The 23,521-nt window shown below is 43.3% G+C and carries 30 protein-coding genes and 1 rRNA gene; 21 read left to right on the top strand and 10 right to left on the bottom strand.

Annotated features, from left to right (window positions below):
* Positions 1-205 precede the first annotated feature (205 nt).
* Entirely contained in the window at positions 206-1,006 is an 801-nt protein-coding gene (recX, locus tag E2L07_RS13945; RefSeq protein WP_053432590.1) for a recombination regulator RecX, read from the top strand.
* Positions 1,007-1,022: 16 nt separating this feature from the next.
* Positions 1,023-1,349, top strand: a complete 327-nt coding sequence (locus tag E2L07_RS13940) for a YfhH family protein (protein ID WP_010897097.1) — start codon at positions 1,023-1,025, stop codon at positions 1,347-1,349.
* A 54-nt stretch (positions 1,350-1,403) separates the two neighbouring features.
* Here the strand turns inward: E2L07_RS13940 and E2L07_RS13935 are convergent, their stop codons facing one another.
* Together E2L07_RS13935 and sspK are read right to left on the bottom strand one after the other, a co-directional pair.
* Entirely contained in the window at positions 1,404-1,559 is a 156-nt protein-coding gene (locus tag E2L07_RS13935; protein ID WP_134229861.1) for a YpzG family protein, read from the bottom strand.
* 30 nt (positions 1,560-1,589) lie between these two features.
* Positions 1,590-1,733 carry a small, acid-soluble spore protein K gene (gene sspK, locus E2L07_RS13930; protein ID WP_134229860.1) on the bottom strand — a complete coding sequence of 48 codons (144 nt, stop codon included), beginning with the start codon at positions 1,731-1,733 and terminating at the stop codon, positions 1,590-1,592.
* A gap of 92 nt (positions 1,734-1,825) precedes the next feature.
* On the opposite strand from sspK, the gene E2L07_RS13925 reads away from it, so the two are divergent.
* Positions 1,826-2,092 carry a YfhJ family protein gene (locus E2L07_RS13925; protein WP_010897100.1) on the top strand — a complete coding sequence of 89 codons (267 nt, stop codon included), beginning with the start codon at positions 1,826-1,828 and terminating at the stop codon, positions 2,090-2,092.
* Positions 2,093-2,138: 46 nt separating this feature from the next.
* Here the strand turns inward: E2L07_RS13925 and E2L07_RS13920 are convergent, their stop codons facing one another.
* Positions 2,139-3,122 (bottom strand): metal-dependent hydrolase, encoded by a 984-nt coding sequence (locus E2L07_RS13920; RefSeq protein WP_134229859.1) that lies wholly within the window; start codon positions 3,120-3,122, stop codon positions 2,139-2,141.
* Between the two features lie 77 nt (positions 3,123-3,199).
* On the opposite strand from E2L07_RS13920, the gene E2L07_RS13915 reads away from it, so the two are divergent.
* The 4 genes from E2L07_RS13915 to E2L07_RS13900 all read left to right on the top strand — a co-directional run bounded on the left by E2L07_RS13915 (position 3,200) and on the right by E2L07_RS13900 (position 5,801).
* A complete protein-coding gene (locus E2L07_RS13915) occupies positions 3,200-3,523 on the top strand; it encodes a hypothetical protein (RefSeq protein ID WP_134229858.1) in 324 nt (107 codons plus the stop codon).
* Entirely contained in the window at positions 3,520-4,638 is a 1,119-nt protein-coding gene (gene mutY, locus E2L07_RS13910; RefSeq protein ID WP_134229857.1) for an A/G-specific adenine glycosylase, read from the top strand. Before E2L07_RS13915 ends, mutY begins: the two co-directional genes overlap by 4 nt.
* The gene (locus tag E2L07_RS13905) at positions 4,616-5,374 is read left to right on the top strand and encodes an SDR family NAD(P)-dependent oxidoreductase (RefSeq protein WP_134229856.1); all 759 of its coding nucleotides are present in this window, start codon (positions 4,616-4,618) and stop codon (positions 5,372-5,374) included. Before mutY ends, E2L07_RS13905 begins: the two co-directional genes overlap by 23 nt.
* A 97-nt stretch (positions 5,375-5,471) precedes the next feature.
* Positions 5,472-5,801 carry a DUF3139 domain-containing protein gene (locus E2L07_RS13900; protein ID WP_243854961.1) on the top strand — a complete coding sequence of 110 codons (330 nt, stop codon included), beginning with the start codon at positions 5,472-5,474 and terminating at the stop codon, positions 5,799-5,801.
* Positions 5,802-5,855: 54 nt separating this feature from the next.
* Here the strand turns inward: E2L07_RS13900 and E2L07_RS13895 are convergent, their stop codons facing one another.
* From E2L07_RS13895 to E2L07_RS13880, 4 genes are all read right to left on the bottom strand, one after another.
* Positions 5,856-6,191 (bottom strand): hypothetical protein, encoded by a 336-nt coding sequence (locus tag E2L07_RS13895; protein ID WP_010897106.1) that lies wholly within the window; start codon positions 6,189-6,191, stop codon positions 5,856-5,858.
* A 55-nt stretch (positions 6,192-6,246) separates the two neighbouring features.
* Complete coding sequence (locus tag E2L07_RS13890; RefSeq protein ID WP_134229855.1) at positions 6,247-7,215, bottom strand: NADPH:quinone reductase; 969 nt, start codon at positions 7,213-7,215, stop codon at positions 6,247-6,249.
* Between the two features lie 17 nt (positions 7,216-7,232).
* Positions 7,233-8,390: an LL-diaminopimelate aminotransferase gene (locus E2L07_RS13885; RefSeq protein WP_134229854.1), complete on the bottom strand. Its 1,158-nt coding sequence runs from the start codon at positions 8,388-8,390 to the stop codon at positions 7,233-7,235.
* 113 nt (positions 8,391-8,503) lie between these two features.
* A complete protein-coding gene (locus tag E2L07_RS13880) occupies positions 8,504-8,725 on the bottom strand; it encodes a hypothetical protein (protein WP_053432599.1) in 222 nt (73 codons plus the stop codon).
* A gap of 95 nt (positions 8,726-8,820) precedes the next feature.
* Between E2L07_RS13880 and fabL the strand changes: the two genes are divergently transcribed.
* The 4 genes from fabL (at position 8,821) to E2L07_RS13860 (ending at position 12,741) form a co-directional block, all read left to right on the top strand.
* Positions 8,821-9,570 (top strand): enoyl-[acyl-carrier-protein] reductase FabL, encoded by a 750-nt coding sequence (fabL, locus tag E2L07_RS13875; protein ID WP_010897110.1) that lies wholly within the window; start codon positions 8,821-8,823, stop codon positions 9,568-9,570.
* A gap of 62 nt (positions 9,571-9,632) precedes the next feature.
* Positions 9,633-9,839: a gamma-type small acid-soluble spore protein gene (locus tag E2L07_RS13870; RefSeq protein ID WP_010897111.1), complete on the top strand. Its 207-nt coding sequence runs from the start codon at positions 9,633-9,635 to the stop codon at positions 9,837-9,839.
* 438 nt (positions 9,840-10,277) lie between these two features.
* The gene (gene ntdP / locus E2L07_RS13865; RefSeq protein ID WP_010897112.1) at positions 10,278-10,805 is read left to right on the top strand and encodes a nucleoside tri-diphosphate phosphatase; all 528 of its coding nucleotides are present in this window, start codon (positions 10,278-10,280) and stop codon (positions 10,803-10,805) included.
* Positions 10,806-10,995: 190 nt separating this feature from the next.
* Entirely contained in the window at positions 10,996-12,741 is a 1,746-nt protein-coding gene (locus tag E2L07_RS13860) for an ABC transporter ATP-binding protein (RefSeq protein ID WP_053432621.1), read from the top strand.
* Positions 12,742-12,889: 148 nt separating this feature from the next.
* Here E2L07_RS13860 and E2L07_RS13855 read toward each other — a convergent pair whose 3' ends face one another.
* Entirely contained in the window at positions 12,890-13,972 is a 1,083-nt protein-coding gene (locus tag E2L07_RS13855) for an aromatic acid exporter family protein (protein ID WP_010897114.1), read from the bottom strand.
* A 231-nt stretch (positions 13,973-14,203) separates the two neighbouring features.
* Entirely contained in the window at positions 14,204-15,508 is a 1,305-nt protein-coding gene (locus tag E2L07_RS13850; protein WP_053432600.1) for a glutamate-1-semialdehyde 2,1-aminomutase, read from the bottom strand.
* Between the two features lie 162 nt (positions 15,509-15,670).
* Between E2L07_RS13850 and E2L07_RS13845 the strand changes: the two genes are divergently transcribed.
* The 8 genes from E2L07_RS13845 (at position 15,671) to perR (ending at position 20,058) form a co-directional block, all read left to right on the top strand.
* Positions 15,671-15,994, top strand: coding sequence for a helix-turn-helix domain-containing protein (locus E2L07_RS13845; RefSeq protein WP_010897116.1), 324 nt, complete (start codon positions 15,671-15,673; stop codon positions 15,992-15,994).
* 262 nt (positions 15,995-16,256) lie between these two features.
* Complete coding sequence (locus tag E2L07_RS13840; RefSeq protein ID WP_053432601.1) at positions 16,257-16,556, top strand: autorepressor SdpR family transcription factor; 300 nt, start codon at positions 16,257-16,259, stop codon at positions 16,554-16,556.
* 18 nt (positions 16,557-16,574) lie between these two features.
* Positions 16,575-17,168 (top strand): SdpI family protein, encoded by a 594-nt coding sequence (locus tag E2L07_RS13835; RefSeq protein WP_134229853.1) that lies wholly within the window; start codon positions 16,575-16,577, stop codon positions 17,166-17,168.
* A gap of 105 nt (positions 17,169-17,273) precedes the next feature.
* A complete protein-coding gene (locus tag E2L07_RS13830) occupies positions 17,274-17,699 on the top strand; it encodes an ion channel (RefSeq protein WP_010897119.1) in 426 nt (141 codons plus the stop codon).
* Between the two features lie 78 nt (positions 17,700-17,777).
* Positions 17,778-18,242 (top strand): thioredoxin-dependent thiol peroxidase, encoded by a 465-nt coding sequence (gene bcp / locus E2L07_RS13825; protein WP_010897120.1) that lies wholly within the window; start codon positions 17,778-17,780, stop codon positions 18,240-18,242.
* 21 nt (positions 18,243-18,263) lie between these two features.
* Complete coding sequence (locus E2L07_RS13820) at positions 18,264-19,214, top strand: D-2-hydroxyacid dehydrogenase (protein WP_053432603.1); 951 nt, start codon at positions 18,264-18,266, stop codon at positions 19,212-19,214.
* 23 nt (positions 19,215-19,237) lie between these two features.
* Positions 19,238-19,534 (top strand): cyclic-di-AMP receptor, encoded by a 297-nt coding sequence (locus tag E2L07_RS13815; protein ID WP_010897122.1) that lies wholly within the window; start codon positions 19,238-19,240, stop codon positions 19,532-19,534.
* 86 nt (positions 19,535-19,620) lie between these two features.
* Entirely contained in the window at positions 19,621-20,058 is a 438-nt protein-coding gene (gene perR, locus E2L07_RS13810; RefSeq protein ID WP_134229852.1) for a peroxide-responsive transcriptional repressor PerR, read from the top strand.
* 41 nt (positions 20,059-20,099) lie between these two features.
* On the opposite strand, the gene E2L07_RS13805 is transcribed toward perR, so the two are convergent.
* On the bottom strand, positions 20,100-20,465 hold the full coding sequence (locus E2L07_RS13805; protein WP_053432605.1) for a YgzB family protein: 366 nt from the start codon (positions 20,463-20,465) through the stop codon (positions 20,100-20,102).
* A gap of 154 nt (positions 20,466-20,619) precedes the next feature.
* Between E2L07_RS13805 and E2L07_RS13800 the strand changes: the two genes are divergently transcribed.
* Both E2L07_RS13800 and E2L07_RS13795 read left to right on the top strand, forming a co-directional pair.
* A complete protein-coding gene (locus E2L07_RS13800; RefSeq protein ID WP_134229851.1) occupies positions 20,620-21,504 on the top strand; it encodes a nucleotidyltransferase-like protein in 885 nt (294 codons plus the stop codon).
* Between the two features lie 259 nt (positions 21,505-21,763).
* Positions 21,764-23,313, top strand: a 16S ribosomal RNA gene (locus E2L07_RS13795).
* Positions 23,314-23,521 lie beyond the last annotated feature (208 nt).

Below are 23,521 nucleotides of genomic sequence, written 5' to 3'. Positions count from 1 at the left end.
TTACTCATAATAACTCCTGATTACTCTAATATAATACTTTGATTTTATAAAAAAGGGAAGGGCTTTTAATAAAAATTAACATAAACAACATCATCATTTTTTTCCATTACGATTCATTTGGATGTGAAAAAATTTGCTTGTTCTTTAGGAATGGGTAAGTCCGTGCTATCATTGAAAAGAGAACGAATGAAGGAGATGATGGGTGATGGCAATCATTACCCGAATCGAAGTTCAGAAGCGAAACAATGAGCGGTACAATATTTTTATTCACCAAAACGGCCAAGATGTATACGCCTTTAGCGTAGACGAACAAGTATTGATTAAGCAAGGGTTAAGAAAAGGCTTAGATATTGATGCGGAGCAAATGAAGCAGATCCTGTACGAAGATGAGGTTCAAAAAACATTCAATCTCGCCTTGCATTATTTGTCATATCGGATGCGTTCGGTTCATGAAGTGCGTACGTATTTAAAAAAGAAGGATCGAGAGGAGCCTATCATCGAACACGTGCTTCACCGCTTAACCGAGCAACGGCTACTCGACGATCATGCCTTTGCAGAGGCGTTCATTCAAACAAAACGTGCCACTACGTCAAAGGGCCCATTAAAATTAAAGCAAGAGCTCGCGGAAAAAGGGGTGAGTGAAAAGACGATAGAAGGCGCTCTTACGACTTTTTCTTATGAAGAACAAGTAGAGCAGGTGAAAGCATGGCTTGAAAAGCAAAAGGGTCGTACCTTTAAAGGCTCGTCTCTAGCGTGGAAGCAAAAATTGTCACGGCAGTTACTGGCAAAAGGATATACCTCTCCTGTAATTGAGGAGGCTTTTGCTGATGTCCCGATTAAGCAAGAGGAAGAAGAGGAATGGGAAGCTTTAAAAGCCTTTGGTGAAAAAGCGATGCGAAAATATGCAGGGAAAAAGGCAGGATGGGAATTGCAGCAAAAAGTAAAGCAAGCCTTATATCGAAAAGGCTTCTCGTTAGAAATGATTGAACGGTACTTAAATGACTGAGGAGGAAGGTTGTCTAATGGAAGAAAAACGATATAGTGAGATGACAGAGTTTGAGCTACAAACAGAAATTTCTCGTCTAAATGATAAAGCAAAAAAGGCTGAGCAGCTCGGACAAATGAATGAGTTTGCTGTATATGAACGTAAGATGCTTATGGCGAAGGCTTATTTATTGGACCCGAACGATTTTAAACCTGGAGCTACTTACAAGCTCGGAAATGACGAGGAAACGTTTCATATTTCATATTTAAATGGGCGTTTCGCTTGGGGCTATCGAAATGAAGAAGCGAAGCTGGAGGCGGTACCGATATCCTTACTTGGGGAACAATTGTCTAGGGAGGGATAAAGAAAAAGCACCCCAATGCCATACGAGGCATTGGAGCGAAATAAAAGACGGTGATTAGGTGCGTTTTCGTGTATCTACCTCTAAGACGTGGTTATGAAGACTTTGCTGCGTTTCTCCATTCACTTGATGGAACGCATGTTTCGGATTAGCTCGCGGTGAATGAAATGGATCTCTGTAGAAAAACGGATTGTCTTTTCGATCTTTTCCCATGTCGATCCCTCCATGTCTTAGCTGAGCGACCTATTGATCAGGATTTGCTTGATTCATTCGCTCCTGCGGCTTCGTATTAATTGTGCCATTTGCACGTTTGGAAGCATGCTTTGCTCGATCTGGTTCACCGTCAAATGAAATCCGATGGGGAAAGCCATGTGCTTTGTTTCTCATGAAAATGCCTCCTTCATCCGATTTCATTTTTTAGTATGAGGGAGAACGATGTGTCATATGATCGAAAATTGTTGTTAAAGGAGGAAAAGGTAATGGAAGATCGTTTTGAACGGTTAGCCGAACAACTGTTAAAAGCAAACAATCATTTAAGCTACGGGCAAGCGAGAACATGGGTAGAAAGCCTTTGGGAAGATTTTGAATCCACTCGAGCTAAAGCTGGAAGAACGTACAAAGGACAGGACATGACCGAGCAAATCGTTCTAAAATGGATCGAACAATACGGGCCTTATCTGCATCAGTACAAACCATCCGGTCATAAATTTTCCTTTTTATCGAAGGATAATCACTTAAAACATTAACACTAAAACACCTTGCAAGGAGCTTCTTACAAGGTGTCAAAAATGATTACTCAGTAACGATTTCGAGCTTTTTCTGTAACGTTTTTTCGCTGAAAACCCAGCCGGTGTAAGAGCGAATGACGTTCAAATCTTGATCCAATTGTACGCATGCAACGAACGGATAATGGCCTTTCGAGCGGTAACGCAAGTCATAAAACCGAACTTCCGTGACATCCTCTTCCAGTTCGTTGATTTCCCAACGATAGGTGGGAGAGAACGATAAGAAGGCAGCTAAGTTTTTGTCATTTCGTGCGGCATTTAAAACAGGGATGTCTGGAATTGGCTCAAAAGGGTATTGCTCGTAAAATGTAAACGAACGATCCTTTACCCTTGCCACATAGAGCATCTCCTTCGTTCGAATCACCACATGCCACTTGTTCCAGTGAAGGGTCGGTGAAACGAACACGTGAGTCGCTTCTGGGTAATGATTCCTTGCTTTGAGCACGATCTCATGTTTTAATTTCAGGCGCCATACATAGTAGCATGTGAGTACGAAATAAAGAAGTAGAAATGTTGGGATAGGGTTTGTTCCTAGATACCAACAAAAAATAGCCACTACATGAGCAAAAAAGATAAATGGATCAAAAATGTTAATCACTCCAAGAGCAATCCAGCGATCCGAAATGGGACGTAAGGCTTGAGTGCCATAGGCGTTAAATATATCAACAAAAACGTGCAAAAAAACGGCGATGAAAGACCATAGCCATAACGTGAAAAAGGCGGACTCTGGGAACAATAACCAAATGCCACCTGCCACGAGAAATGGCCAAATGAACAAGGCGGGCAATGAGTGGGTCAAACCGCGGTGGTTTCGTATATAAACAGCATTATTGCGAAGCTTTAAAATCGTATCAAAATCGGGGGCCTGAGAACCAATGATTGTTGCGATCATGACCGTCGACTTCATCATTGGATCATTGGTGACTGCAGGATCGATCGCAGCAAGGCCACCGAGGGCAACCCCCATGACAACATGGGTTCCTGTATCCATCTAGTGTATTCCTCCTTGAAGCCTTTATTATATTTATACCCGATTTTGCAAGGAAACAACAGAGGAGTGTCAGAAAAATGACTCAATCTTTACAAATCTTTATAGAGTACAAAATAAAAAAAGAAACAATAAATGAATACGAGCAAGTGATGAAGGAGATTTTGCAGGAGCTTCCATTATATGAAGCCTCAAACATCGAATGGTTCGTTGCGTCCGATCAACCTTATTTATATGTGGAAATGTTTGAAGTGCCAACTACATCCCATTATCATGTACTAAAAAAACTCCGTCAATCAGAAGATCATCGTCTGTTCGGAAAAATTATTCCGATGGTGGAAGGTGGAGCCTCAGCTATCCATTGTTGGGCGTTTGAACGAAAAAAACAGGGGGATCAATCGTGAGTAAGATACTACAAGATTTTGACATTTCGACATTTCAGAATGATTTAGTTACATGGTTTTCTGACCATTACCGGGAATTACCGTGGCGGGAGAATAAAGACCCATACCGCGTCTGGGTGTCAGAAATCATGCTACAACAGACGAGGGTCGACACCGTGATTCCCTATTACCAAGCCTTTATGAGACAGTTCCCGACCTTGGAAACTCTTGCGTATGCCGAGGAAGATCAAGTGCTAAAAGCATGGGAAGGGCTCGGTTACTATTCGCGAGCGCGAAATTTACAATCCGCTGTACGTGAAGTTGTGGAATCTTACGGCGGTGAAGTACCGTCCACTCGGAAGGAAATTTCGAAATTAAAGGGAGTTGGTCCTTATACAGCAGGAGCCATTTTGAGCATTGCATACGATCAACCAGAACCGGCGGTAGACGGGAACGTCATGCGTGTGTTATCCCGCGTATTATATATTGAAGAAGATATCGCGAAAGTAAAAACACGTACATTGTTCGAATCACTGTTATACGATCTCATTTCAAAAGAAAATCCGTCATTTTTCAACCAAGGGCTTATGGAGTTAGGTGCTTTAGTCTGCACACCGACATCACCGGGCTGTCTTCTCTGCCCCGTTCGTGACCATTGCCGGGCCTTTGCTGCAGGAGTACAGGAGCAGCTCCCGATAAAAGCGAAAAAGAAAAAGCCGAAAGCAAAGCAACTTATCGCCGCGGTAATTCGTAATGAAAAAGGACAAGTTCTAATTGAGCGTCGGCCTGAAAAAGGACTTTTGGCCAAGCTTTGGCAATTTCCAAACGTAGAATTGGAAAGCACAAAAAATGCACAACAAGTACTAGGAGATTACATACATGAACGATTCCATCTAGATGCTGCAGTTGGGGAATACGTACAAACAGTGGAGCACGTGTTCTCTCATTTAATTTGGAACATTCGCGTGTATGAAGCAACAGTCAAAGGAGTTCCGTCACTCAATGACAAGTTTGAGGCGGATTGGGTGGATGACAGGACGATTGAAAACTACGCGTTTCCCGTGTCTCATCAAAAAATCATTCAAGGGAACCTAAGAAAGGTGGACGATACCATTGGATTTACAGCTGAAGGATAAAGTTGTACTCGTAACAGGTGGGTCAAAGGGAATCGGAAAGGGGATCGCCCAAGCGTTTGTAGAGGAGGGAGCAAAAGTTGCGATCGTGGCTCGAGATGCGCACGGGCTTCAAGTGGCGAAACGTCAGTTAGGAAATGTTTTGACGATTCAAGCGGATGTAACTGACAAGAACGGGCGAGAAAAAGTATTTAGCCAATTGCTTGAGACATACGAAACGATTGATATCCTTGTTAACAACGCAGGGGGGAGTAACGGTGGCCTCATTTCGGAAACGGAGCTTTCCTTATTTGAGGAGGCCTTTAGCCTGAATTATTTCTCTGCTGTTCACTTCAGTCAATTAGCGTTACCTGTCATGAAAGCAAAGCAATCTGGAGCCATTATTAACATTTCATCTATTTTTGGCAGAGAATCAGGGGGAAAAGCAACCTATAACAGCGCAAAGGCAGCAATGATTTCCTTCACGAAATCGCTTGCCGACGAAGTGATTCGTGATGGCATTCGTGTAAACGGAATTGCCCCTGGCTCCATCTTACACCCAACCGGAAACTGGCAAAAACGGCTAGAAGAAAACCGAGAAAAAATGGAGCAATTTATCGATCAAAATATCCCAGCCGGACGGTTCGGAACCGTAGAAGAGATCGCCAACGTGGCCGTATTTTTAGCATCGGAGAAAGCAAGTTGGGTCGTCGGTGCTACCCTTAATGTGGATGGAGGACAATCCTACTCTAATTTTTAATGAAGGACAACGTATATGAAAAAGAAAATAATCTTTTTATTGATTTAGTCTCATAGTAGTCGCCTTTATTGCGGCCCCATTTGTTTTGATGTACATTTTGAATCACGGCAACCCGTATGAAAAATTTATCGTAACGAAAAATGTCACTACACATCTTGAAGCGATGGGCTACACAGATGACGATCTATTGAATCAATCCTATATAGAGCCAAAATATTTAATCAACGATAGTGTATATCATGGGCATTACAAGGTCGTTTTCGCGGACGAGCCTCACTTGGAATACTTATACGGAGTGACGAAAAGAGATAAGGAGGTCGTTCAATTTTGTGAAAAGGAAACGTTTATTGAAGAATCTTCCTATTGGGAGAGGACGACGGAAAAAACAAATCATAGTGAGGATGAATGTACGGACTATATGAACTAAATGCTGCACTAGATTTATCTCATGAAAAAAACCTCGCAAAAACGAGGCTTTTCATCATTGATCGTCATTTACTAAGTGAATTTCTTGAATCTGTCTTTTCGTCTCGTCAGTTCCGTATTTATAAATCGCTTCATAGACGTCATTGAGACTAGATTGAAGGTCATCTTTGTCTTGGTCCACCTTCTCATCATCAAAGTGGCGGAACGAAAACATATTGCCTAACTCCATATCATGCTTTTGCGCGCTATGAAGAAGCTGCTCCAATGCTTCCTTTTCTGTAGGGGTCACACGCACTTCATATTCGATCATTTGTCCGTCGTTAGCTGGTGTTGCACTTAACGTATCCATGCTAATCGGATTTAGATTGACGTAATAAGTCTCTTTCTCCAAATGAAACGCCTCCTTCCTCCGCTTTTATGATTAGTGTGCGAAGGAGAGGAAGGTTTTAATCCTCGTGCGACAAAATGATTCTCCCTTGATAGGTCTTGGCTTCAAGCGCGCGATGGGCATGAGCCGCTTCATCGATGGGAAAAACCTTTCCAATATAGGCGGATAGTTCCCCTTGTTCAAAGCCTTCAGCGATCTCTTTTCCTGCTTGGCGGAGAACGTTTTTAGGGGCTGTGAACACAAGGACGCCGATTAACGAAGCATGCTTCATATTAAGCTGGCGCCATAAAAGAGGCGGTGTATTATCAACAGGAGAGCCGATTGCAACAATTCGTCCACCAGTCGTAAGGATGTCAAAATCTTGGGCCATGTTTTCACTAAGAGACATATCTAAAATGAGAGGAACCCCTTGCCCATTCGTTGCTTTGCCTACTGCGTCCACTACGCTTTCCTCTTTATAGAAAATCACCTGATCAGCCCCGGCTTGTTTAGCAATTTCCCCTTTCTCACGGTCACCGGCAGTCGTAATGACGGTGGCGCCTGCTCGCTTTGCGAGTTGAATCGCAGCATGACCAACGGCTCCTGAGCCTCCATAGATGAGGACGGTTTCCCCTTTTTGTAACCGTCCGCGATCAAACAATGATAGATGGGCGGTCATAAACGTCATAGCTAACGCGGCACCTTCCTCATAGCTGACCGATTTTGGAAGCGGAAAGAGCAGATGCTCAGGAATGAGGGCATACTCGGCGGAGGCTCCCTTTATGTTTGTCGCCCACACGCGGTCACCGACCTTCCAGTTTTGTATGTCAGATCCTATTTCGACAATTTCTCCGGCTACATCAAAGTGAGGAATGTGTGGAAACTGTTCAACTTGGCGGATGCCCTTACGAAAATACGTATCGACGGGGTTTATGCCGCTTGCTTTTACGTTGATAAGGACGTCGGTAGGTCCAATCGTCGGTTTTGGCACGTCCATGACTTTCAATACACTCGGATCTCCGTATTGTTCATATACAACTGCCTTCATCAGAAACACTCCTTTGTTTAGAGAATTTGCGCTAGTTGATTTGCTGCCTTCCGTAGCTCGGTCTCTGGTTGAACGAGAGCCATTCGAACATACCCTTCTCCTTCATTTCCGAAAGCATGACCTGGCGTAACAATGACACCGGCATGCTCCATCGCTTGTTTGACAAACGACATGGCATCTCGCCCATCATCAGGAATTTTAGCCCAAATGAACATGCCGCCCCCAGGCTTAGACACTGTCCAGCCATTCAGTTGAAGCGCTTCAACAAATGTGTTCCGCCTTTTTTCATACAGTTCTCTTTGAGTTTCTAAAAACGCATCACCATGTTCTAGTGCTTCAATGGCCCCATACTGGACAGGCAGAAACACGCCATAATCAAGGTGAGATTTTAGTGCAGCCAATGGTTGGAGAATCGATTCAGCTCCGATGGCATAACCGATTCGCGCTCCTGCAATGTTGAAGCTTTTCGACAAGGAATTAAATTCTATCGCTGTTTCAAAAGCACGTGGAACAGAAAAAATACTCAAAGCTTCTCGTTGATCAAATAGTAATTCAGAATAAGCATAGTCATGAACGATCAGAATGTTATGCTCGATGCCAAAGGCAACCAGTTTTTCAAAATAGGCCGCATCTGCCATTGCCGCGGTTGGATTACCGGGATAGTTGACAATCATTAGCTTTGCTTTTTGCTTCACATAGTCTGGTAATGTCTCCACATCAAACATAAATTGATTCTCCTCATTGAGAGGATACGTATAGAGCTCGGCACCAGCAATATGAGCACTCGCAGCATAAATCGGATATCCAGGGTCAGGAGCTAGAAGCAGGTCACCGGCATCTACATATGCGAGGGCGAGATGGGCAAGGCCATCTTGAGAACCCATAAGAGAAAGAACTTGATGTGGCTTCACATTCACTTGATACCGTCGCTGATAAAACTGAGCCACCGCTTCATGAAAAGCTGCTAATCCAGTAATGGCATACCCGTATTGATTCGGGTTTGAAACATAAGCGTTCATCTTCTGCACGACAAAATCTGGAGGTGGTAGATCTGGGCTACCGATACTTAGGTCAATAAGTTCACGTCCGTCTTGCTTGTAGGCTTCCTTCATGTTTGCAAGCTCTGTAAAAACACTTGTTGCAAGCGGAGCTAGCCTCCGTGATGGTTTAATCATAAAGACACTCCTATTCTAACGGTAGCTTCTCTCCTTCATTTTAACGGATGGGGTGAGAAATGCCTATAAAAAGAAAAGAGGTCGCAACGCGAATGCGCTGCAACCTTGTGAAGTTAATCCGGATGGATTTGTGAGCCTTGAGTCCAAGTGGCATCTTGCTTCAAGCCACCCCGCCGTTCGATTTCTTCGATAATTTCACGGTGAATGGTGGCTCCCTCTGCATTTAAATACGGCATCATTTGTTGCAAACCGTGGTGGAAGTATGCAAGCTCCTTATCAGTCCATTCCGTTTTTTTCATCATCGACAATTCCGTCATATCTCTGCCAACATACATCTGTTCCGCCTCCTTTTAGTCTGTATTAGTCTGCCTGTTCACTCGTTTCGCTATACGATATAATGAAGTGATGAATTGAAAGAGGAGTGAAACAAATGGAACGAAAAGTGGCCCTCGTAACAGGAAGCAGCCGCGGAATTGGTAAAGAAATTGCTTTGCGTTTAGCTGATCGTGGCTATGATCTCGTCATTAATTATGCGAGAAGCAGAAAAGCTGCGGAAGAAACGGCAGCGGAAATCGAACAAAAAGGCGTAAAAGCATTGATTGTAAAAGCAAATGTGGGAAAGCGGGATAAAATTGAAGAGCTATTTGCCCAAATTGATGATACATATGGTCGTTTAGATGTTTTTGTAAACAATGCCGCTTCAGGAGTTCTACGCCCGCTCATGGAATTAGAGGAAAGTCATTGGGATTGGACGATGGACATCAACAGCAAAGCCCTGTTGTTCTGTGCTCAGGAAGCTGCTAAGCGAATGGAGAAAAACGGCGGTGGGAAAATTGTTAGCTTAAGCTCGTTAGGGGCGATTCGCTATTTGAAAAACTACACGACAGTCGGGGTGTCAAAAGCTGCTGTAGAGGCGCTTACCCGTTACCTCGCAGTAGAACTTGCGCCAAAAAACATTGTCGTCAATGCAGTTTCGGGTGGTGCCGTTGATACGGATGCGCTCACGCATTTCCCGAATCGTGACGAGCTATTAGAAGATGCAGCTAAACGCACACCCGCAGGCAAAATTGTTGAGCCAAGTGACTTAGCGAATGCAGTTCTTTTCCTCCTCTCAGAGGAAGCGTCCATGATTCGCGGACAAACATTAATTGTTGATGGCGGAATTTCTTTGCTCACATAAAAAATTTTTTGGATAAAACGGATATCACCTGGACACCTTAACTACCGTGGAGGTGATACCGAATGAACAACAAGCGCCAACAACAACCGCAAGCTTCTAAAACAAACGCTCAAGAAGTAAAGCGTCAAAACCAAGCTTCTGAGCAAAACGCTGGCTTTGCTACGGAATTTGCTAGCGAAACAAACGCTCAAGAAGTGAAGCAACAAAACCAGCAAGCAGAAGCGAAAAAGCAACAACAAGCTCAACAAAATCGTCAACAAAACCAATAAAGTTTCTTGTCTAGGAAGAAAAGAACACGCTCTCTACAACCGAGTAGAGAGCGTGTTTCTTTTTTACATGAAGCATGAAGTTTGTCTTTCTGCTTTCGCATCCTATAAGTAATAAGAAAACCAACAGCTTCAGCATAAACTAAAGTTGTTCAATACTTGAACAGGGAAAACCCGTTCTTTGTCATCAAAGAACGTACTATAAATGAAGTGATAAATGATCAATATGTACATAAAGATATGTAGGTGTACCGAGTGTCTAAGTTTAAATAAAAAGGGGCAAAGTGGTAAAGGGCATAGAAAGCGACTCTTAACGTTTCAAAATAAGAAAGAAACAGGTATAATAAAAAGGATAGAAAAAGTTGCTATAGTTTTTGTTGAACGGTTAAGAAAGGAGCGTAGGCTCCTGACGTCCAAAAATTGAATAGGAAGGAGTCGATCATGAATTTTCCCAAAGTTGGCAGCAAGATCCAAATACAGAGCTATAAGCATAACGGATCGATTCATCGCATTTGGGAAGAAACCATCGTGCTTAAAGGGACGTCAAAGGTTGTGATCGGAGGAAATGACCGAATTCTTGTGAAGGAATCAGATGGCCGTCATTGGCGAACACGTGAGCCTGCCATTTGTTATTTTGATTCGGAACAATGGTTTAATACGATCGGCATGATTCGAGCGGATGGCATTTACTTTTACTGTAACCTCGGAACCCCGTTTACGTGGGATGAAGAAGCGCTAAAGTATATTGACTACGACCTTGATATTAAAGTGTTTCCTGATATGACCTTTAAGCTGTTAGATGAGGATGAGTATGCGATGCACCGGAAGATGATGAAATATCCACCGGAGATCGATCGGATTTTGCAGCGTAGTGTCGATGAATTAGTATCATGGATCCATCAACGAAAAGGGCCTTTTGCGCCGCAGTTTGTGGAAAGCTGGTATGAACGATTTTTGCAATACCGTTAGGGGAAGCCTGGAAGCAGGCTTTTCTTTCATTTTACACTAGCCTATGGATGATTTTAACGTGAGTAGATGGCCGATTAAACTTGTAAGTGCGCCCTACGTGATTGTCATCATGAAGTATCGTTCTATCGTATAACCATAGGAAAGAGCTTACCTTATCATAGGCATGGTTTAGAAGAAAGTGGTGGTAACACTGGAGAGCATACGTCGATATTTATTGTTTGTCCGTCCTTATTGGAAACAGATTTTTATCACGATTATTATTGGTTTATTGAAATTTGGCATTCCGTTATTGATTCCGCTACTCGTAGCATACATCATTGATGGAATCATTTTTGCTGAACAAATGACGAACGAGGAGAAATTCTCGGCTCTATTTACAGTCATGGGCGGGATCTTTTTTATTTTCATCGTTTTGCGCCCACCGATTGAGTACTATCGCCAATATTTTGCCCAATGGATCGGCAATAAAATTCTTTATGATATTCGTGACCATTTGTTTACACACATTCAAAAGCTAAGCCTTCGCTTTTACTCAAATCGAAAAGTGGGGGAAATCATCTCCCGAGTCATCCATGATGTGGAGCAGACAAAGACCTTTGTCATGACAGGATTAATGAACATTTGGCTCGATATGTTCACAATCATTATTGCTCTAGCGATTATGTTTTCGATGAACGCGTGGCTGACGTTAGTGGCGATTGCCATGTTTCCGTTTTACGGATTTTCGATTAAGTATTTTTACGCGAAGCTTCGTCATTTAACAAGGGTAAGGTCTCAAGCGCTCGCGGATGTTCAGGGACATCTGCATGAGCGGGTCCAAGGGATGAGCGTCATTCGTAGCTTTGCCCTCGAAGATTACGAACAGACGCAATTTGCCAAGCGAAATGGCACATTTTTAAATCGGGCGATCGATCATACGAAATGGAACGCGAAAACTTTTGCTGTAGTTAACACTGTGACAGACATCGCCCCACTACTCGTGATTTTTGTAGCTGCCTGTTTTGTCATTAACGGGGAATTAGAAGTCGGGGCAATGACCGCGTTTGTCTTGTACATGGAACGTCTCTACAACCCGCTCCGCCGCTTGGTCAACTCGTCGACGACACTAACGCAATCGATCGCGTCAATGGATCGAGTCTTTGAGTTCATTGATGAAAAATACGATATTGTCGACAAAGAAGGGGCTGTGAAGCTTGAGGAAGTCCACGGAGATGTGACCTTCGACCATGTGTCCTTTTCATATGAAAAAGAAGAAGCACCTGCGCTGAAAGACGTACACTTTCACGTAAAGCGAGGAGAGACCGTCGCATTTGTCGGGATGAGTGGCGGCGGGAAAAGTACACTCATCAGCTTAATTCCTCGTTTTTACGATGTAAGCAGTGGACGAATTTTGATCGATGGTCATGACATTCGTGACTATCAAGTGCGCAGCTTACGGGATCAAATTGGGATGGTACTGCAAGAAAATATTCTTTTCAGTGATTCTGTGCGGATGAACATTTTAATGGGGAAACCTGACGCTACGGAAGAGGAAGTCATCGCGGCCGCAAAAGCAGCCAATGCTCATGACTTTATTATGAATCTGCCGAACGGCTATGATACCGAAGTGGGAGAACGGGGCGTGAAGCTGTCAGGGGGGCAGAAGCAACGGGTCGCGATCGCGCGAGTGTTCTTGAAAAACCCGCCGATTCTCATTTTTGATGAAGCAACATCGGCCCTTGATCTAGAGAGTGAACATTACATTCAGGAAGCGATGGAAAAGCTTGCGAAAAACCGTACGACCTTTATCGTCGCCCATCGGCTGTCAACGATTACCCATGCCGATCGAATTATCGTGGTTGAAAATGGTGAGATTGTCGAGAGTGGCACCCATGATGAACTTATGTCCTGTAATGGCGTGTACAAAAAGCTGTTTGAGGTCCAGAACTTAGATTAACCAAATCAAAGCGGAGGAGTCGGAATGACCCTTTCACTTTGTTGGTATGAAAAGGGGATCGGCTGAACGGGATGATTGCTTCTATCCCTACATACAGAGCAGTTGATATCTAAAAACCTCCTGCCGACAATGCAGGAGGTTTTTATGTTCATTCGTCCATTTCATTAATTTGGACTTTGTTCGCTTTTTGATGGTAATTGAAAAAGCTATCGACGAGGTGGTCTAAATGCTCAAGCTGTTCTTGATATTCAATTAGTTGAGAAATCGCTGGCAGCAAGTGGGACCAAGCGTCAGCATCCACATTGTCATCCTGATAATGTGCCATGAAAGCGTCTGTTAAAGCTGACTTCCCTTCGTTCAATTCATCGTTAATTTGATGATCACATTGTGGACTAACCTTTCCGATATAACGGAGCAAAATCCGATCATGATACGTCGTCAATAAATGGAGTTGATTTTCGATCAACGCTTGGGTTTCATCCGGTAGGTAGTGCAAGTAATCAGAGCGACGCTCAAGATTTTTTAGTACGGTGAACGCTTTTTTCGTTGTCGCCACCATTTGTCTGAACAGCACGATCTTTCTCGCTTTCGCATAGCGGGTGCGGATGAAATAATTCCGCTCTTCCTTATAAAAAAGGTAAAGCTGATCAATTTTTATTAAATTTTCATTCAAACGCGATAAATCCTTTTTTAGTGATTGTGGATTTGCATCACGGCGAATGAAAAGCATCAACCATTGGATAATATCCTCCGTATTTTTTACGATTTTATGATACAGCTTCGTCTCATACCGCGGAGGGATAAACACAAGGTTTACGAGAAAGGCGGAAACGACCCCAAGCATTATCAGTAGAAAGCGATCGGTGGCAAAATCAACAAAATTCTCGACCGGGCTTTCCATAATAACAATGATCGTCACAAGTGCAATTGAGATTGTCGATGTATCTAATTTAAGCTTTAAGATTAGGGCGATGGTGATGACAATGACGACGGCGATGACAAACGGTTCGTGCCCAAAAGTCACAGCAAAAATGACAGCAATAATCGCGCCAATGACATTTGCTTGAACTTGATCCAAAATCGTCTGGAATGTCCGATAGATGGACGGTTGGACAGCAAATGCCGCGGTTAGTGCAGCAAAGACCGGTGAATCGAACTGTAGCCAAATCGCCAAGTAAAGGGATAACATAACAGCAAGACCCGTCTTAAAAATACGAGCTCCGAGTTTCATTTTTATTCAAATATCCTCGCTTTCGAAGAGAAAACTTAGTTGTGGTTCACCTATATTCACAGGTGAGGAATTGGTAACGAACGTACTATACACTGTATGAGAAAGAGAATCAAGGGGGTATTGACGATTTTCTTGTGAAGAAAAGTAAAATTTTCCCGAGAAGTAGTGGTGAGAGGTGCATGTTACGAAAAAATAATCCCCTCTGTGCGTTTACAAAGGGGATTCACCTTTTTAATGATAGCCTTTGGCAGCCATCACTGAAAAGGCATGATCAACTGCCTGAAGGGTCTTTTTAATATCCTCATCAGTATGAGCAATCGTTAAAAACCATGCTTCATACTTTGAAGGAGCTAGGTTTATTCCTTGATTTAACATCTCTTTGAAAAAGAGTGAGAATTTTTCTCCGTCTGATCGTTCTGCTTGCTCGTAGCAAGTGACTGTCTCATCGGTAAAATAAACCGTGAGCGCTCCTTTAAGCCGGTTGATGGAAATCGTGATGCCGTGGGCTTCCGCATGGGCTTTAATCCCTTTTTCAAGAATTGCCCCTTTCCGGTCCAACTCATCATATAAGCCTTCTTCTTGAAGAACTTCCAGGCATGCGATTCCGGCGCTCATTGAAGCTGGATTTCCTGCCATCGTTCCTGCTTGGTATGCTGGTCCAAGGGGAGCCACTTTCTCCATAATATCGATGCGCCCGCCATAGGCACCAATCGGCAAGCCGCCACCGATAATTTTTCCTAAGGCTGTCATGTCAGGCTCGACCCCAACATAGTTTTGCGCGCCTCCATACATGAAACGAAAAGCAGTGATCACCTCATCATATATGACCAAAGCACCAGCATTGTGAGCAAGCTCATTCACACCTTCGAGGAACCCTTCATGAGGTTCAACAATCCCAAAATTGCCGACGATTGGTTCAACTAAAACGGCTGCCACTTCTTCACCCCAATGATCGAGCGCCTCCTTTAAGGAATCAAGCTGATTAAAAGGAACGGTGATAACTTCTTCGGCAATGTTTTTCGTGACACCAGCAGAATCGGGTGTTCCTAACGTAGAAGGTCCAGACCCTGCAGCAACGAGAACCAAATCGGAATGGCCGTGGTAACAGCCAGCAAATTTAATGATTTTATCGCGGCCTGTATATGCTCTTGCTACACGGATGGTCGTCATAACAGCCTCTGTTCCAGAGTTCACAAAACGAACTTTTTCTAAGGAAGGAATCGCTTGTTGGAGCATGCTAGCAAACTGGTTTTCTAGCTTTGTCGGTGTTCCATAGAGCACGCCGTTTTCCGCTGCTCGCTGAATCGCGTTCGTAATATGGGGATGAGCGTGCCCTGTAATAATTGGGCCATAAGCGGCCAAGTAGTCAATATATTGATTTCCGTCTACATCCCAAAAGTAAGCGCCTTTTGCCTTTTCCATAAAAACAGGCGCTCCACCGCCTACTGCTTTGAACGAACGGGAGGGGCTGTTCACACCCCCGACAATCAAGGATTGTGCTTTTTGAAACAATGATTCTGATCGAGAACGATTCATGTTCTGACCTCCAAATTTATAATGTCTGTCTGTATCTAACCATAAGTAAAGGAAGGAAAGCAATAACATTGACAAGCTATCAAAATATTCATTATTAATTGTAAAATTAGTGTTATTCAGTTATAATGGAAAAAATTAATATTTTTGGGAGTTGACGTAGGCATGAGTACGCTCCAGTATATTGGTTCACAAATCCGTAGTCTTCGGAAAGGAAACAAATGGACGTTAAGTGAATTGTCGAAGCGTAGTGGTGTAACATTAAATTATTTAGCCCAATTGGAGCGAGGTGAAGTCAATGTAAGCGTAAATAAGTTGGACAAGGTATTACAGGCTTTGAATGTGGAATGGTCTTTGGTTGTACCCTCTCCTTATGATACAACGCCTTTGAAAGCAGCACTTATAAAAGAATGCATGGAATTAGAAGATGAAAAACACCTGCACATAGCTTTATCTTTAGTAAAAGAGCTTAGAAGGTTTGAAAGCTAAGCGTTGACGGCGGGTGAGGAATGAAACAGGAACAGACGAATCGTATTATTTGGACGCATAGACCCTTTTTCCTCAGTCAAGCAGGAAGTGTTCAACTCCTTCTACTTCGTTCATCCCTCACTTTTTTCTTCCAACAGTGAGTGCAACTCTTTAAAATGATTTCTTTTAATAATTATTTTTTAAAAAAGGTTCACAATCTAAGGAAATTTGTGTATCCTTTATTTAAGTAATTGCTTAAATAATTAAATGAGAGGGTGGAATCGTGAATCCTTCTATTTACAAAGCGCTGGCCGACATGAATCGGCGAAAAATATTGGATCTGTTAAATGAGGGTGACAAAACAGCGGGCGAAATTGCTGATCAATTTGATATGAGCAAACCTGCTATTTCTCAGCATCTAACCGTGTTGAAAAACGCTGAGCTCGTTCATGCCGAAAAAAAAGGCCAGTACGTTTACTACTCATTAAATACATCCGTGCTTCAGGAAATGGTGAAATGGCTGATGCGATTTACAGAAAAAGAAGGTCGTCAACCTACTGGGATAGAACCGAAAAAAACATAAATGAAAGGCGGAGAAAAGGTGAGACAACAATTAATGGCTATACTAATTGGAGCATCGTTCATTTGGGGAGTGTACGTATATTTATTTCAACTAGCCGGAACAGAGGCCGGGTTTTATGGTGTGGTGACAGCGTTTCTTCATCCGTTCATCATGGTGCTGTTATGGATCAATGTGCTCATTTTACCAAGGATAGAAACATTGAAGCCTTTTTACGAACGGTATAAAAAAGGAATGGAGAATATCTTTTTGTGCGTATTGTCCGTTGTTTTTTCGATACACGGTGTGATCCTTTTAAACGTTTCCGGGTATGATTTAAACCTTTTGCTACTTGTTCCGCTCAGTGTAGGCATTGTTACAATGACAGCTGCAAATACATTGCCGAAGTTTGTCGTGCCAATAACCGATGAAAGCTCCCTATCGTCTCTTTCATCCAAACGTTGGAATCAATTGATTCGACCGGTGGCAGCTAAGATGTTTATCGGTGGACTGATGATGATCGCAACCGTCTTCCTTCCAGAATCGATGATGCTAACTTGTTTCTTTGGGGTTTTAGCCTTTGTGATTGTAACGATCATTTTCCGTTCACACAAAGTGTTAAAACATGGCGCGTAACTTCATGGAAGGATAACGCTACCCCTGTTTCCTTGCAGACATAAATCCAAAAGGCAATTGTCTAAAAAGTTGCCCAAGTCCATATATATGACTGAGGTGTTTTTTATGGAGCAATTGCTGTTAGCTGGAGCTATGATTATGGCAGGGGTGGCGATCTTTTTAAGTGTTGTCCTCCTCGTTCGTTATTTCTCCCAATCGGGGATTTATCGCTTTTCGATCAATCATTTAACCATGCTTATTTTCGTTTACACGACGGTCATTCTCGCCTTTGCTGTCGTTTATTTATCGTTATCGCTTCAAGGTTTTCAAGTCATTCAAGCTGTAGATTTCCGTTCGATGGCATCGGTTTGGGACATTATCGAGACAACGGTTTATTTTAGCGGAGTCACTTTGCTAACGGTTGGTTACGGGGATTATGTTCCGATAGGGATTGGACGCTACGTTGCTTTGCTGCAAGCATTGCTCGGGTACTTACTCCCAGCTGCTTTTGTTGTGTCGACGGTCATGATGCGAGAAAAGCACTCACAATAGTTGTCAGAAGGAGCAAGTTTCGTTACGCTTAAATTGGAGACTATAGAAGCAAAACGATACTCTAGGAGGAATGATTTCATGTTAGAAGGAAAACAAGCACCTGATTTTTCACTTCCAGCTAGTAACGGAGAAACAGTATCATTATCCGATTTTAAAGGTAAGAACATTGTGCTCTATTTCTACCCAAAAGATATGACACCAGGATGCACAACAGAGGCGTGTGATTTTCGCGATCGGGTTGAAGATTTTAAGGGGCTAAATACCGTAATTCTAGGCGTAAGTCCAGATCCAGTGGAAAGACATAAAAAGTTTATCGAAAAATACAGCTTGCCCTTTTTGCTTTTGGCTGATGAAGATACGAAGGTGGCGCAGCAATATGATGTTTGGAAGCTAAAGAAAAACTTCGGCAAAGAGTATATGGGCATTGAGCGCTCAACCTTTGTGATCGACAAAGATGGAACAGTAGTGAAGGAATGGCGAAAAGTGCGTGTGAAAGACCACGTGGAAGAGGCGCTTGCCTTTATTAAAGAAAACCTTGAATAATCGATAGGAACGGTGAAGCGAATGAACGTTGTATCTTCAGCTCGTGTTAGGCCCGAAATCCAGCAGGAGTTACTAGACGATTATCCAAATGTTCATTTTCATTTTTTTGAGCGGATGGAGATCGTTGGCTCTGCTTTGGAAGAAGCTGATGTTCTCATTACCTATGGTGAGGATGTTACAGAGGAGCATTTGCAGGCTGCGAAAAAGCTCAAATGGATTATGGTTATCTCAGCAGGGGTTGAACAGCTTCCGTTCCAAGCCATCAAAGAGAAAGGGATCATCGTGACAAATGCGAAGGGGATCCATGCAATACCGATGGCTGAATATACGTTGTCGATGATGCTGCAAGTCGCGCGAAATGCGAAGCGTCTCATTTCTTTAGAGCAAGAGCAGACGTGGGATAGACGCGTGCCGATGATTGAACTTAATGGACAAACGGTGGGAGTTCTCGGTGCTGGTGCGATCGGACAAGAAATCGCTAGACTTGCGAAGGCATTTCGAATGAAAACGATCGGTATGAATTCTACGGGGCGCACGGTTTCATCATTCGATCAAATCGTTCCACCTGCTTCTGTTGATACGCTTTTAAAGAATTCCGATTTTGTCGTTTCCGTTCTACCTTTTACGAAAAAGACAGAGGGCTTCATGACATATGAACGTTTTCAGCTAATGAAGCCTTCTGCTGTTTTCATTAACATAGGTAGAGGAAAAACGGTCAAACAAACAGAATTACTAAAAGCATTAGAGGAAAAGGCGATTTCCCATGCTGTTCTCGACGTTTTCGAAGAGGAACCGCTTGAAGAAAACCACCCATTTTGGACGATGGATTCTGTAACGGTAACGCCGCACTTGTCGGGGATCTCTCGTCAATACCAGCCGCGCGCATTCGCTATTTTTCGGGAAAATTTCGATTCGTTCTTAGCAGGGAACCCTCCTCTCATCAACCGAATAAACTTAGATGAAGGGTATTAAACTAGAGGTGAGGTGCATATATAATGAAACTGCTCATTTGTATCATTGATAATTTTTATGCAGATGAGGTTGAAAAACAGCTTCGAGACAAGGGGTATCGTATGACTGAACTCGCGAGCTCCGGAGGCTTCATGAAAAAAGGGAATACTACGTTTCTCTTCGGTTTAGAAGAAGATGACCTCCCCGCTCTTCGCTCTGCTTTGAAGGAAGCGTGCGCCGTTGTGGAAGAAAGAAAACAACGGAAAAACAAGCAAGCGCATCGATACACATCCTTTTTACTAGATGTAAAAGATACAGCACCGCTCTTTTTAACGACTTAATTGACAATAATATCGGCTTCATACTATACTATTTATAAAGATTATAATGTAAGAATGTTTTTTTCTTGAAAGTGAGGTGCATGACGATGTCTAATCACCGTTTACAAGGTGCAATTGAAGCATTGAAAACAACGCGGGTTCGCATGACCCCTCAACGTCATGCCATTTTGGAATATTTATTTGAATCGCTGACTCATCCAACAGCGGATGAGATTTATAAAGCATTGGAAGGTCGATTTCCAAACATGAGTGTTGCGACCGTTTACAACAACCTCCGTGTTTTCAAGGAAGCTGGAATCGTTAAGGAATTAACATACGGTGATTCGTCAAGCCGATTTGATTGTGTCACATCAGATCATTATCACGTTATCTGTGAAGAGTGCGGCAAAATTGTTGACTTCCATTATCCAGGACTTGATGAAGTGGAGACTCTGGCTGAACATGTGACAGGTTTCAAAGTGAGTAGTCACAGAATGGAGATCTACGGGATTTGTCCTGACTGTCAAAAGAAAAGCCAGCATTAATCGGATTTCTTTCGATTCTCATTTAAAAAGAGTTGATGATATTAGCCATCAACTCTTTTTTTGCCTTTTAGATTGTATTTTTCGTCAAATTCCTTGCCTTCTAAGCTTCGATCGAGTGTGAGCGGCTGGTCACAATGCATGCAAGCATCAACCCGACCAAGTACTTTTGTTGGTTTCCTGCATTCAGGGCATACAACGGGAATAGCGCGTGTGGAGATCATTCCGATCCAGAAGTAAACAGCAGTGCTTGCAATAATACAGAGAAAGCCTAAGATCATGGCTAACACCATGATGACCTCATGGGTGCGGAAGAAAATCCCAATGTACATGACAAGGATCCCGAGAAACACTAACGATAAAGCAAATGTTCGTATTTTATTTATTTTATTTGAATATTTAATTCCCATAGACATGTCCCTCCTAGATGACAGTATAGCATAGTAAAGAAAGGCTATGCATAAGTTAGATGCGTCTGTCTGATGAAAAAAGACAAAAAAGAAAGGATTTTTGCTGTTTTTGTCGAACTAAAGTGTTGAAGTATAGAGAGAAGGGGGAAGGGTAATGGATGATTTGGTAAGGGCACTTTATCAAGATCGAGCTGCTGAAAGTGATACATTAGCCATTCTTGTTATGGAGAGTGAACCTTCGAAAATACACGTAACTGATCGATTCAACATAACGATCCTCGTCATTAAAGATCACTATACATATAATTGGAATGTGAAGCATTATCATCTACAGGACAAAACGTGTGCTCTTTATATAATAGATGCTTATACTTTACAGCGAGCTCTATTAACAGGGAATCACCGTAGGCTTGTGGAATGGCTTGTCCATGGAAAAACAGTATTTGACCGAAATGAATTTCTCCATTCATTTAAACAAAGAATGGAGACATTTCCTATAGAAGAAAGATCAAAAAAACTTGTCCTTCACTATGCTAAGCTGTTAAGACGTTTTGAAGAGGGCAAGGTGTTATATCAGGAAGGTCATTACTTAGATGCTTACAATTTTATGATGCACGCCTTACATCATCTAGCCAGACTATCCGTAACAGAACATGGTTTTTATCCTGAAGTGACGGTATGGGAGCAAGTTCGTCAGATTGAACCTGAGACGTACAAGCTTCTTCATGAGTTAATTGTCGGTGAAGATTCGGTGGAAAAACGGGTGGAGCTCTTGTTAATTGCTTTGGAATTTGCGATCTCAGAAAAGACAGAGGTCGGTTCTTATGAATTATTAAAATTAATTGAAGAACAATCAGAGCCGATCATGATTCAAAGTTTATTAAATGATCCACGAGTGGAAGATTACCGCATCGATCTTGAACTGCTCGTCAATCATTTAGTCAACAAAAAATTAGTAACCGTCTCATTAAAACAATCAAAGGTAGCGGGGATTTATCATCGTCAATACTCAGTTAAAAGAAATGTGGAAAAAAATTGACATCAATTTAGTAATGTGATATATTATTAGACGTCGCAACGAGATGGAGTATTTATGGATCAGGAAAGCGAAAAAAGTTGTTGACATTGTTTGAAGTTAAGTGTTATTATTTGAAGGTCGCTGTTAAACGACTACAGTTCTTTGAAAACTGAACAAAAGCCAAGCGAAATAAAGAGATACAAGGTATCTCGTCAATTTACTTCATTATATGAAGTGTCGCAGGAAACAACATCCTGTGAAACATGAGCTTTATCAAACTTTTATGGAGAGTTTGATCCTGGCTCAGGACGAACGCTGGCGGCGTGCCTAATACATGCAAGTCGAGCGGACCAAAGGGAGCTTGCTCCTGGAGGTTAGCGGCGAACGGGTGAGTAACACGTGGGCAACCTGCCTGTAAGACTGGGATAACATCGAGAAATCGGTGCTAATACCGGATAATAAAAAGAACTGCATGGTTCTTTTTTGAAAGATGGTTTCGGCTATCACTTACAGATGGGCCCGCGGCGCATTAGCTAGTTGGTGGGGTAACGGCTCACCAAGGCGACGATGCGTAGCCGACCTGAGAGGGTGATCGGCCACACTGGGACTGAGACACGGCCCAGACTCCTACGGGAGGCAGCAGTAGGGAATCTTCCGCAATGGACGAAAGTCTGACGGAGCAACGCCGCGTGAGTGATGAAGGTTTTCGGATCGTAAAACTCTGTTGTTAGGGAAGAACAAGTGCCGTTCGAAAGGGCGGCACCTTGACGGTACCTAACGAGAAAGCCACGGCTAACTACGTGCCAGCAGCCGCGGTAATACGTAGGTGGCAAGCGTTGTCCGGAATTATTGGGCGTAAAGCGCGCGCAGGCGGTCTCTTAAGTCTGATGTGAAAGCCCCCGGCTCAACCGGGGAGGGTCATTGGAAACTGGGAGACTTGAGTACAGAAGAGGAGAGTGGAATTCCACGTGTAGCGGTGAAATGCGTAGAGATGTGGAGGAACACCAGTGGCGAAGGCGACTCTCTGGTCTGTAACTGACGCTGAGGCGCGAAAGCGTGGGGAGCAAACAGGATTAGATACCCTGGTAGTCCACGCCGTAAACGATGAGTGCTAGGTGTTAGGGGTTTCGACGCCCTTAGTGCCGAAGTTAACACATTAAGCACTCCGCCTGGGGAGTACGACCGCAAGGTTGAAACTCAAAGGAATTGACGGGGGCCCGCACAAGCAGTGGAGCATGTGGTTTAATTCGAAGCAACGCGAAGAACCTTACCAGGTCTTGACATCCTTTGACCACCCTAGAGATAGGGCTTTCCCCTTCGGGGGACAAAGTGACAGGTGGTGCATGGTTGTCGTCAGCTCGTGTCGTGAGATGTTGGGTTAAGTCCCGCAACGAGCGCAACCCTTGACCTTAGTTGCCAGCATTCAGTTGGGCACTCTAAGGTGACTGCCGGTGACAAACCGGAGGAAGGTGGGGATGACGTCAAATCATCATGCCCCTTATGACCTGGGCTACACACGTGCTACAATGGATGGTACAAAGGGTTGCGAAGCCGCGAGGTGAAGCCAATCCCAGAAAGCCATTCTCAGTTCGGATTGCAGGCTGCAACTCGCCTGCATGAAGCCGGAATTGCTAGTAATCGCGGATCAGCATGCCGCGGTGAATACGTTCCCGGGCCTTGTACACACCGCCCGTCACACCACGAGAGTTTGTAACACCCGAAGTCGGTGGGGTAACCTTTTGGAGCCAGCCGCCTAAGGTGGGACAGATGATTGGGGTGAAGTCGTAACAAGGTAGCCGTATCGGAAGGTGCGGCTGGATCACCTCCTTTCTACGGAGTTTTTAACTCTAGTCGACCATTCGCAGATTCATCTGCGGAGGGACGCTTCGGACTTTTGTTCAGTTTTGAGAGAACTCAAAGCTCTCAATTGAAATTTGACAACACGTCAAAATGGTTCTTTGAAAACTAGATAATGATAAATTGTAAGTGAAGATGAGCGCGATGCTCATTGGAAGCTTATATGACGCAAATCGAGTTC

The organism is Halalkalibacterium halodurans (assembly GCF_004376175.1).
Lineage (GTDB): Bacteria > Bacillota > Bacilli > Bacillales > Bacillaceae_D > Halalkalibacterium > Halalkalibacterium halodurans.
This window is presented reverse-complemented; position numbering and strand designations above follow the sequence as displayed.